The sequence below is a fragment of the Brenneria sp. L3-3C-1 genome, assembly GCF_016456245.1.
In the GTDB taxonomy this organism is placed as follows: Bacteria; Pseudomonadota; Gammaproteobacteria; order Enterobacterales; family Enterobacteriaceae; genus Brenneria.
In genome coordinates this window covers 1,176,030-1,187,294 of record NZ_JAEMHF010000001.1, presented here as the reverse complement: position 1 = coordinate 1,187,294, position 11,265 = coordinate 1,176,030, and the positions used below count along the sequence as shown (strand labels likewise).

9 protein-coding genes and 1 riboswitch are annotated in these 11,265 nt (G+C 59.7%); of the genes, 8 read left to right on the top strand and 1 reads right to left on the bottom strand.

Annotation, left to right across the window (positions count from 1 at the left end):
* The first annotated feature begins 168 nt into the window (after positions 1-168).
* Positions 169-1,002 carry an HTH-type transcriptional activator RhaS gene (gene rhaS / locus JG725_RS05325; RefSeq protein ID WP_172289064.1) on the top strand — a complete coding sequence of 278 codons (834 nt, stop codon included), beginning with the start codon at positions 169-171 and terminating at the stop codon, positions 1,000-1,002.
* Between the two features lie 75 nt (positions 1,003-1,077).
* A complete protein-coding gene (rhaR, locus tag JG725_RS05320; RefSeq protein ID WP_330527373.1) occupies positions 1,078-1,926 on the top strand; it encodes an HTH-type transcriptional activator RhaR in 849 nt (282 codons plus the stop codon).
* Positions 1,927-1,932: 6 nt separating this feature from the next.
* On the opposite strand, the gene rhaT is transcribed toward rhaR, so the two are convergent.
* On the bottom strand, positions 1,933-2,967 hold the full coding sequence (gene rhaT / locus JG725_RS05315) for an L-rhamnose/proton symporter RhaT (protein ID WP_172289065.1): 1,035 nt from the start codon (positions 2,965-2,967) through the stop codon (positions 1,933-1,935).
* 355 nt (positions 2,968-3,322) lie between these two features.
* Positions 3,323-3,424, top strand: a riboswitch (guanidine-I (ykkC/yxkD leader).
* 59 nt (positions 3,425-3,483) lie between these two features.
* Between rhaT and JG725_RS05310 the strand changes: the two genes are divergently transcribed.
* The 6 genes from JG725_RS05310 (at position 3,484) to uca (ending at position 11,261) form a co-directional block, all read left to right on the top strand.
* Positions 3,484-4,542: a putative urea ABC transporter substrate-binding protein gene (locus tag JG725_RS05310; RefSeq protein WP_199376963.1), complete on the top strand. Its 1,059-nt coding sequence runs from the start codon at positions 3,484-3,486 to the stop codon at positions 4,540-4,542.
* Between the two features lie 24 nt (positions 4,543-4,566).
* A complete protein-coding gene (locus JG725_RS05305; protein WP_172289067.1) occupies positions 4,567-5,382 on the top strand; it encodes an ABC transporter permease in 816 nt (271 codons plus the stop codon).
* Positions 5,379-6,170 carry an ATP-binding cassette domain-containing protein gene (locus JG725_RS05300; RefSeq protein ID WP_199376961.1) on the top strand — a complete coding sequence of 264 codons (792 nt, stop codon included), beginning with the start codon at positions 5,379-5,381 and terminating at the stop codon, positions 6,168-6,170. The genes JG725_RS05305 and JG725_RS05300 overlap by 4 nt, the downstream gene beginning before the upstream one ends.
* Positions 6,171-6,181: 11 nt before the next feature.
* Positions 6,182-6,913: an urea amidolyase associated protein UAAP1 gene (locus JG725_RS05295; RefSeq protein ID WP_199376959.1), complete on the top strand. Its 732-nt coding sequence runs from the start codon at positions 6,182-6,184 to the stop codon at positions 6,911-6,913.
* An 11-nt stretch (positions 6,914-6,924) separates the two neighbouring features.
* Positions 6,925-7,560, top strand: a complete 636-nt coding sequence (locus JG725_RS05290; RefSeq protein WP_172289070.1) for an urea amidolyase associated protein UAAP2 — start codon at positions 6,925-6,927, stop codon at positions 7,558-7,560.
* Positions 7,561-7,661: 101 nt separating this feature from the next.
* Positions 7,662-11,261 carry an urea carboxylase gene (gene uca, locus JG725_RS05285; RefSeq protein ID WP_199376957.1) on the top strand — a complete coding sequence of 1,200 codons (3,600 nt, stop codon included), beginning with the start codon at positions 7,662-7,664 and terminating at the stop codon, positions 11,259-11,261.
* Positions 11,262-11,265 lie beyond the last annotated feature (4 nt).

The window sequence follows — 11,265 nt, the reverse complement described above, 5'->3', positions numbered from 1 at the left end:
TATCGGTCATCGTCACATCCTGTGACGTTGGCCGCATTTCCGAGTAATTTCCTGGCTTTCTTAAAAAACGTGCAGGATTTACGCGTTTTCGCGTTGAAAATTCATGGTGCGATTGAGAATAGTTCTCTACCATCAAGGCGACATTCAACCAGGGCGGAGACGACAAGCATGCTATTACAGAGCGTTGATTTTTTCCCTTCGGGAAAAGCGTCGATTACGATTGAGCCGCGTCTCCCCCAGTCGGCGTTCCCTGAGCATTACCATGATTTCTTCGAAATTGTGATTGTCGAGCAGGGTAATGGCACCCATATTTTTAACGATCAGCCTTATACGCTGAGCAGTGGTTCCATCTGCTTTGTCCGCGATCGCGATCGGCATCTGTATGAACATACGGAAAACCTGTGCCTGACCAATGTACTGTACCGCGCGCCGGACGCGTTCAGCTTTCTGAGCGGGCTGGAGCGGTTATTGCCGCAGGAACGAGAGGGGAATTACCTGTCGCACTGGCGCGTGAATCAGGGCGTGTTGAAGCAGATTGGCGAGTTGATTGATCAACTGGAATTGCTGGGTGATGAGGTTGACCCGCACGTGATTGCCAACCGCGAAATTTTGTTTATGCAGCTATTAGTGCTGTTACGCAAAAGCAGCCTGGCGGATAACATTAATGACGCCGACGGACGGCTCAACCATTTAATCGCCTGGCTGGAAGAGCACTACGCCGACGAGATCTGTTGGGAACGGCTGGCGGAGCGGTTCATGCTGTCATTACGCACATTGCACCGCCAGTTAAAACAGCAAACGGGGTTGACGCCGCAACGCTATCTCAATCGTTTCCGGTTGCTCAAGGCGCGGCATTTACTGCGTCAGACTGACGCGAGCGTCACGGATATCGCCTTTCGCTGCGGTTTTGTCGACAGTAACCATTTTTCCACCCTGTTTAAGCGCGAGTTTTCGTATTCGCCGAGCGCCATTCGTCACGGGCAGGACAGGGAACGGCAGTAACGCGAAATCAGTCACCGTTTTTTAGATCAAAAAGCGCAATACTTTCTGACTATCCTGGTTGAGGCGGAGGGCGCGGTGTCTGGTCGGTTAATCCTGAAAAAAAGCGACTTCTTCGCTTTCGATACGCAATCGGTGGCGGTGGCGGATCGTTATCCGCAAAATGTGTTTGCCGAACATACCCATGAGTTTTGCGAGCTGGTGCTGGTATGGCGCGGTAACGGTCTGCATGTGCTTAATGACCGTCCTTACCGCATTACCTGCGGCGATCTGTTTTATATTCGGGCTGAAGATCGCCATAGCTATGAAGCGGTGAACGATCTGGTATTGCATAACATCATCTATTGTCCGGAGCGGCTGCAACTGAATGTCGACTGGCAGGGGCTGTTGCAAAGCGGTCACGCGCCAGGCGACGATCGGCATTGGCGACTCAGCAGCCACGGCATGGCGCAGGCGCGGCAGGTTATCGGTCAACTTGAATATGAAAGCCACAAAGGGGATGCGCTGTCCCGTTGCTTATCGGAAAGCCTGTTTTTACAGCTCATTATTACGCTGCGCCGCCATCGCTATCAGTCGGTGAGCGCCGATGGCGTGTGCGAAGGGGAAAAGCTTGATTTATTAATCGCCGCCCTGGGAAACAGCTTGGCGTCGCCGTTCGATTTAGCGCATTTCTGTCGTCATCACCAGGTGGCGGAGCGTCCGCTGCGTCAGCTATTCCGTTCACAAACCGGGATGACCATCAACCAGTATTTGCGCCAGCTGCGTATCTGTCAGGCGCAGTACCTGCTGCGGCACAGTGAAATGCTGATCAGCGATATCGCCGCGCACTGCGGTTTTGAAGACAGCAACTATTTTTCGGTGGTGTTCGCCAAAGAGACGGGAATGACGCCACGTCTGTGGCGTCAACGGTATGTGGCGGCGGTATAAGCGCAATCAGCTGGCCATCCCCAAACCAACGATGTTGGCCGCCAGAATAATCACCACGCAACCCACGCTTAATACGCCGACCGGCCGGCGGCCGGCCGATGTCCACTCTTTCAGGATCAGACCGACCAAGCCGCCGCACAGCACATAGAAGCTCATATGCAGCATCCAGCTCATATAGTCATACTGCGGCGGAATTTTGGCGTGGCCCCAGGCATAGAAAAAGAACTGGAGATACCACATCAGCCCCCCGAGCGCGGAAAGCAGTAGGTTACTGATCAGCAGAGGTTTCGCCACAGAGAAGTCCGCTTTGACCGACAGATCTTTCACTGTCGCCAGGCGAATGAAACAGAAGCCCAGGTTAATCAGCGCGCCTCCGCCCATAATGACCACGTAACTTGGCAGCGCCACATATAACGGATCCACGCCGAGGGTCGCCGCGGTTTCGTGCATCGGTTTCGCCGCGTCCATCGCAAAGGACATCCCGGCAGAGAAGATGCCGCACATGACGGCCAGCATCAGTCCTTTTTTCAGGTTGAACTCTTCGGCCTGAATGCCCATCTGGCGTTCTTTTAACCGGCCGGCATAGGTGACGATCGCCACGCCAATCACCGCGACCAGTACGCCCAGCAGCGTCATCCGGCCGCCGGCTGTGCCAATCAGCACGCCGAATTTACCGTTCAGGATCGGCGTCATCAGGGTGCCGACTATCAGCGTGATGCCAATGGCGATGCCGATACCCATCGACATGCCAAGATAGCGCATGGTGAGGCCGTAATTGATGTTGCCTATGCCCCACATGGCGCCGAACAGGAACACCGGTAATAAGGTCGCGGCGCTGAACGAAGCGTAATATCCCCAGAAATCCGGCAACAATAACGCGCTCACCGCCCAGGGCAGGAGCAGCCATGACACCATGCCGCCCACCGACCACATGCTTTCCCACGACCAGTGTCGTACTTTCTTGAACGGCGCATAAAAGCAGGCGGCGCTGGCTGCGCCGATCAAGTGCCAGAAAATCCCCATAGTAATGTCGTTATTCATTCTCTATCCCTCATTTTTATTGAATGGACAGGGCGACGGCCTACGACCCCGGAGCCATCGACTCTAAAGAGCGGACGACAGGCCTGCCTTTAGGTGAGTGACGCCGGCGGGGTAAAGCTGGCAAAATCCAGCGGTTGGGATTGATAACGATCACAGTTTGATATTTTCTTTCCCCGGCGGGTTCAGCCAGCGCCGCCGACAAAATGCACCAGCGCGACGCAACCGGTGGCACCAGCGTGGGGCGTCGCGGGGCGATTTCGGCGCCGGAATGCGGCGCTCAGGGCCTTCCAAGGGCTGGCATGTATTTTGCTTCTGGTTTGTGTGGGGCAGCACTACGGCATTGTGCTGAATGACCTGAATAGCTGGCTAGGGTTCCGATCCGCGCGATGCGGATGACTGGTCCGAGAGCTGGCGACCTCCAGTTGAGGTTACACGGCGGGATAAAAGCCCGGGAGACAGCAACACCGCTGGTGTAGCGCTGCTCCCCTTTTTTCCCACCCCAACTGGAGGTCTGACATGAAATTATCTCGCTTACTGGGTGTTTGCGTCCTCAGTCTCTCGGCAGTATTAAGCTTTCCTTCTCACTCCGCGCCCAAAAAAGAGTTCAACGTCTGCTGGACCATCTACGCGGGATGGATGCCGTGGGGGTATATCGGCACCGAAGGCATCATCGACAAATGGGCCGATAAGTACGGCATCAAAATCAACGTCACTCAACTTAACGACTACGTTGAATCCATCAATCAATATACCGCCGGACAGTTTGACGGCTGCACCATGACCAACATGGATGCGTTGACCATCCCGGCGGCGGGCGGCGTGGATTCGACGGCGCTATTGTTGGGGAGTTTCTCCGACGGCAACGATGGCGTGGTGTTGAAAGGCACGGGCAAAACGCTCAACGATCTGCGCGGCATGAGAGTCAATTTGCCGGAGCTGTCGGTATCGCATTACCTGCTGGTGCGCGGGCTGGAAACCGCCGGGTTGCAGGAGCGCGATATAACGGTGGTCAACACCTCTGACGCCGATATCGTCGCCGCCTTTTCCACCCGCAGCGTACAGGCCGCCGTGGCCTGGAACCCGCAGCTTTCCGCCATCAAAGCCATCCCGGACACCACCGAGGTCTTCCACTCCGGACAGGTGCCGGGCGAGTTGATTGACATGATGGTGGTCAATACCCGCGTGCTGCAAGAGAATCCTGACTTTGGCAAAGCCCTCACCGGCGCCTGGTTCGAAATGATGGCGCTGATGCAGGCGGGCAACCCGGCGGCGCTTGAGTCGATGGCTAAAGCATCCGGCACCGATCTGGCCGGTTATCAGGCACAGTTGAAAACCACCCATCTGTTTTACACCGCGCAGGACAATCTACAGTTCATTACCAACCCGGAACTGCCCGCCACCATGCAACGGGTGGCGAAATTCTCTTTTGACAAAGGGCTGCTGGGGGATGGCGCGCAGAGCGCGGAGTTTATCGGCATGAATTTCCCCGGCGGCATCACCCAGGGCGATAGCGGGAATGTGAAGCTGCGCTTCAATGATGAGTTCGTTCGACTGGCGGCCGCGGGCCAGCTTTGATCCCGACTCACAGGAGAAAATGCCATGCGCCTGATTAATCGCCACCCGCAACGGAGTGGACGCATGCTGCTGGTACTGTTGCCTTTTGTCGTGCTGTTGGCGGCGTATCTGATGGGGTCCGCCGTGCGGCTGGAGGCCAATCCCAGCGACAAGCTGTTGCCCAGTTTCGCGCAGATGGCCGACGCCATCCAGCGTATGGCGTTTACGGCGGACAGGCGCAGCGGCGATTACCTGCTTTGGCTGGATACGGCCGTCAGCCTGGGCAGACTGGCGAGCGGATTGGCGATCGCCTCATTGCTCGGCCTGTGCTTCGGCATTGCGGCGGGGGTGTTTCCTTTGTTGCGGGCGTCTCTGTCGCCATTGATGGCGGTACTGTCGATGATCCCGCCGCTCGCCATCCTGCCGATCCTGTTTATTGTGTTCGGACTGGATGAACTATCAAAAGTCATGCTGATCGTCATTGGCATCACGCCGATGCTGGCGCGCGATCTGGAACAGCGCGCCCGGGAGATCCCGCCGGAGATCCTGATCAAAGCCCAGACGCTGGGCGCCAATAGCTGGATCGTGGTTTTGCGGGTGGTGCTGCCGCAGTTGCTATCGCGCCTGTTGACGTCGCTGCGCCTGCTGCTCGGCACGGCGTGGCTGTTTCTGATCTCCGCCGAGGCCATTTCGGCCACCGCCGGGCTGGGGTATCGCATCTTTCTGGTACGCCGCTATATGGCGATGGATGTGATTCTGCCTTACGTGGCGTGGATCACGCTGCTGGCGTGGCTGATGGATCTGTCGCTGCGTTATCTCAACCGCCGCTGTTTCCCCTGGTCAGAGGGAGGAAAAGCATGAGCTTTATCGAAATCGATAACATCTGGCAGGAGTATGGCGACCATGTGGTGCTGGAACGGCTGAACCTGCATATTGGCGAAGGGGAGTTTTGCACGATGGTCGGCGCGTCGGGCTGCGGCAAATCGACGTTTCTGCGCCTGCTGCTCGGTCAGGAACAGCCCAGCCGCGGCAGCATCCGGCTGGAGGGCGGCGCATTGCCCGCCGAACCCGACGTTAGCCGCGGTGTGGTCTTCCAGCGTTACTCGGTTTTTCCGCATCTGAGCGTGCTGGAAAACGTGACCATCGGGTTGGAGTTACCGCATGCCCCCTGGTGCGGGCGTCTGTTTGGCCGGCGTAAACGCGCGGCCAGAGAAAAAGCGGCGGCCATGCTGGCGCGCGTCGGTCTCGGACAGGCGCTGCATCACTATCCCAGCCAGCTTTCCGGCGGCATGCAACAGCGTCTGGCCATCGCTCAGGCATTTATCGTCCAGCCGCGCATTCTGCTGCTCGACGAACCGTTCGGCGCCCTCGATCCCGGTATCCGCAAAGATATGCATACCCTGCTGCTGGAACTGTGGAATGAAACCCGGCTGACGGTGTTTATGGTGACGCACGATCTGTCGGAAGGGTTCAACCTCGGCACGCGCCTGCTGGTATTCGACAAGGTGCGCATCGATCCGCAGGCCCCTAACGCTTACGGCGCGCGCATCACCTATGACATTCCGCTCAATCAGAATCGTCACGCCGCCCGTGAGGCGCTAACCGCCTTGCCGCCGCGTATCACTGGCGCCGACCCCGTTACTTTTTAAGGAGCTTTTTTATGACCACAGATACGCTGGCGTTACGCGCCAATCTGTATGAAGAAACCGTCCCCGGCGGCGGTCATACCTCGTTCATTCTCAAGCGCGGCCAGGTGCTGCGCATCACCGACATAGAAGGCGGAGCCAACGTTAGCCTATTGCTGCTCAACGCCCGCCAGCCCAGCGAACGGCTGAATCTGCCGGACACCCTGAAAGGACAGCATACCGCCAAACTGACGGCGGGCCATTGTCTGTATTCCGACATGGGACGGGTGCTGGCGGCGATTATTACGGATACCTGCGGCTGGCATGACAGTTTTGGCGGCGTGCTCAATGCGGACGAAGTTCAGCAGAAATACGGGCCAGGGCGCTATCAGGAACTGCGCAACGGTTTTTTCCGCAACGGCACGGACAACCTGCTGGTGGAAATGGGCAAGTGGAATCTTGACCTTCAGGACTTGCTGATGGTGGTCAATTTGTTCAGCAAAGTGACGGTCGCTGAAAGCGGCCGGTTTTGCTTCCACCCGGACTCTTCCCGGCCGGGCGATTATATCGAGCTGTTCGCCCCGATGGACACGCTGGTGGTCTTGACCGCGTTGCAACATCCGATGGATCCGAATCCGCGTTATGCCCCGCGGCCGGTGCGGCTGGCGTGGAGCCAGGCCGCCGGCGACGGCATCACCGTGGGCTGTCGCACATCGCGCCCGGAGAACGCGCGGGCTTTTCATAACACCGAACGCTTCCAGCTTTAAGGAGAAATAACATGACTCTCACCGCCAGCAACCTTGCGGCGCACGATGCGGTTTTCCGCCATGTGATCCCCGCCGGCGAGCCTTATCTGTTCGAGGTCAAACAAGGCCAGATCTTGCGTCTGCTCGATCTGGAGGGAAATCAGGCCATCGACACGCTGTTCTACCGCGCCGCCAATCCCCGTGAACGTTACGATCCGCAACGTACGCTGCGTCGGCAAAACAACGTCTATCTGACGACGGGCAGCGTACTGTATTCCAATCTGGGCAACCCGCTGTTGACCATCGTTGCCGATACCTGCGGACGCCATGACACGCTGGGCGGCGCCTGCGCGCAGGAGAGCAACACCGTGCGCTATGCGCTTGACCGGCGCTATATGCACAGCTGTCGCGACAACTTTCTGTGCGCCTGCCTGCATGATGGACGGCTGAACAAAAGGGACATCGGCGCCAACATCAACTTCTTCATGAATGTTCCCGTCACCGCCGAGGGCGGGCTGACCTTTGAGGACGGTATTTCCGCGCCGGGCAAATACGTCGAGCTGCGGGCGGAATGCGATGTCATCGTGCTGATTTCCAACTGTCCCCAGCTCAACAACCCCTGCAACGGCTGGGATCCGACGCCGGCCGAGGTATTGGTATGGAACTGACCGCCCGGTAACGCGCCGCCGCCATCGTATTTACCGCCCTGGACGACCATGAGGCGGTCTTGATTCCGGCGGGACGGCCCGCCCTTGTGAGAGTCTAGCGAATGTTTGACAAACTTCTCATTGCCAATCGCGGCGCCATTGCGTGTCGTATTCTTCGTACGCTGCGCACGTTAGGGGTACAGGGCGTGGCGGTTTACGCCGACGCGGATGTCAGCAGTCTGCATATTCAGCAGGCGGATGAAGCGATAGGTCTGGGCGACGGCCCCGCCGCCCAGACCTACCTGGCGGTGGAAAAAATACTTGCCGCCGCCCGTCAGAGCGGCGCCCGCGCCATCCATCCGGGATATGGTTTTCTCTCGGAGAACGCCGCCTTTGCCGAGGCGTGCGCGGCGGCGGGGATCGCTTTCGTCGGCCCGACGCCTGAACAACTGCGGGTGTTCGGCCTGAAGCACACCGCCCGGGCTTTAGCCAAACAGCACGCGGTGCCGTTGCTCGAAGGCACGGCGCTGTTGGAAAACCTTGACGCCGCTCTGGAAGCCGGCGCACAAATCGGTTACCCGGTGATGCTCAAGAGCACGGCGGGCGGCGGCGGTATCGGTATGCGGGTCTGTTACAACGCGGAGGCGCTTTCCGAGGCGTTTGAAACGGTACAGCGCCTCGGCCAGAATAACTTCAGCGATGCCGGCGTGTTTATCGAAAAGTACATCGAGCGGGCCAGGCATCTGGAAGTACAGATTTTTGGCGATGGCCGTGGCGAGGTGTTGGCCCTCGGCGTGCGGGATTGTTCGGTGCAGCGCCGCAATCAAAAGGTTATCGAGGAAACCCCGGCGCCCAACCTGCCGGCGGGGATGGCGGAGGCGCTATGTGAGGCCGCGGTCAGGCTTGCCGGCGCGGTGAACTACCGCAGTGCGGGCACGGTGGAGTTCGTCTATGACAGCGCCGCACAGCAATTCTATTTTCTCGAAGTGAATACCCGTTTGCAGGTTGAGCACGGCGTCACCGAGCAGGTTTGGGGCATCGATCTGGTGCGCTGGATGATTGAACTGGCCGCCGGCGACCTGCCGCCGCTCGCCGAGTTGGCGACAAATCTGCATCCACGCGGGCACGCGATTCAGGCCCGCGTGTATGCGGAAGATCCGGGCCGCAATTTCCAGCCATCCCCCGGCCTGCTGACCGATGTCTCGTTCCCTGACGCGGACGGTCAGGCGCTACGGATCGATACCTGGGTAGAGGCGGGGTGCGAGATCCCGCCGTTTTTCGACCCGATGATCGCCAAGCTGATTAGCTGGGCGGCGACCCGCGAACAGGCCGCCGCGGCGCTGGATCGGGCGCTGGCGGACACCCGACTGTACGGCGTTGAAACCAATCGCAACTATCTGCGCCAGATCCTGGCGGACAGGCCATTTTCCAGCGGTTCCCCCTGGACGCGCTGCCTGGATAATCTGACTTATCAGGCGATGACCTGCGAGGTGCTCGCTGCCGGCACGCAGACCACGGTACAGGATTACCCCGGACGTCTCGGTTATTGGGCGGTCGGCGTACCGCCGTCCGGCCCGATGGACGATCGCGCGCTGCGGCTGGGCAATCGGCTGCTGGGGAATGATGAAGGCGACGCGGCGCTGGAAATCACCATGAACGGCCCGACGCTGCGTTTCAACACCGACTCGGTGGTCGCCGTGACGGGGGCTGCCTTGCCGATCGATATCGATGGCGAAGCCCGGCCGATGGACACCGCCTTCTTTATTTCGGCGGGGGCCACGCTGCGGCTGGGCGCGATGCGTGCGCAAGGGGTTCGCAGCTACCTGTGTCTGCGCGGCGGTATCGCGGTGCCTGACTATCTTGGCAGCAAAAGCACCTTTACGCTGGGGCAGTTTGGCGGCCATGCGGGGCGCGCTTTGCGCGCGGGCGACGTACTGCATCTTGCCCCTCTCAACGACAGCCGTGCGGGAGACAGCCTGCCTGACGGCCTGCGCGCCCAACTGCCCGCCGTGCGGCAACTGAGAGTGATTTACGGGCCGCACGGCGCGCCGGAATATTTTACGCTGGCTTATATGGACACTTTTTTCGCCACCGACTGGGAGGTGCATTTCAACTCCAGCCGCACCGGCGTGCGTCTGATCGGGCCGAAGCCCGAGTGGGTGCGCGACAGCGGGGGCGAGGCGGGGCTGCATCCGTCGAATATCCATGACAACCCCTATGCCATTGGCGCGGTGGATTTCACCGGCGATATGCCGGTGATACTCGGCCCTGACGGCCCCAGTCTGGGCGGTTTTGTCTGTCCGGTGACGGTGATCGACGCCGATCTGTATCAGCTAGGCCAGCTCAAGGCCGGCGATCGCGTCCGTTTCGTGCCGGTCGATATCGCCACAGCCCGCGGGTTGGCGCAGGCGCGGCGCGCCGAAATCGCCGCGCTTGCGCCGGTAACGACCCACTGGCGGCCCGCTCCGCTGACATCGCCGGTGGTGCTCGACATCGGCGGCGGCGATCGGCGTCTGGTGGTTCGTCTGTCCGGGGACACGCATCTGTTGCTGGAAATTGGCGATCCCGAGCTGGATCTGGTGCTGCGTTTTCGCGGACATGCGTTGATGCAGGCGCTGGCGGCCAACGATCTTGATGGCGTCATCGACCTGACGCCCGGTATCCGCTCGCTACAGGTACATTATCAGCCTGAAACGCTGCCGCAGGCGCAACTGCTGGAAATCATCGGCGGCCTGTGGGATGACGTTTGCGCCCGCGGCGATCTCCGGGTGCCGTCGCGCATTGTGCACCTGCCGCTCTCCTGGGACGATCCCGCCTGCCAGCTGGCTATTCGGAAATATATGACCACCGTGCGCCGCGATGCCCCCTGGTGCCCGAGCAATCTGGAGTTTATTCGCCGCATCAACGATGTGGCGGATCTTGACGAGGTCTACAAAACCGTTTTCGACGCCAGCTATCTGGTCATGGGGCTGGGGGATGTGTATCTCGGCGCGCCGGTGGCGACGCCATTGGATCCGCGTCATCGGCTGGTCACCACCAAATACAACCCGGCGCGCACCTGGACGGCGGAAAACTCGGTGGGTATCGGCGGCGCCTACCTGTGCGTCTACGGTATGGAAGGGCCGGGAGGATATCAGTTCGTCGGCCGAACCTTGCAGATGTGGAATCGCTACCGCGATGTGGCGGCGTTTGGCGGTAAGCCCTGGCTGCTGCGCTTCTTCGATCAGATCCGTTTTTATCCGGTATCCGCCGACGAGCTGTTGCGCATCCGGCGCGATTTTCCACTGGGGCGCTATCCGCTGCGCATCACGCAAAGCGAATTGGCGCTGGCTGATTATCAGGCCTTTCTTGCCCGCGAGGCCGAGGGCATCGCCGCCTTTCGTACTCGCCAGCGCGCCGCTTTTCATGCCGAACGCGAGCGTTGGATCGCGTCCGGTCAGGCGCACTTTGACAGTGAAGAGACAGTGATGGAAAGCGCCGAGGATACCCCGTTGCCGCCGGGGCGGCAGGGGGTGGAAAGCCCGATCGCCGGTAATCTCTGGCAGGTGAAAACCACGCTGGGGGCGACGGTCGCCAAAGGCGATGTGCTGGTGGTGTTGGAGTCGATGAAGATGGAGATACCGCTGGCGTCGCCGCTGGAGGGCATTGTACGCGAGATCCGCGTGCAGCCCGGTTCAGCGGTGCGCGCCGGCCAGTGCGTAGTGGTGATCGAAGAACGCTGAAAGC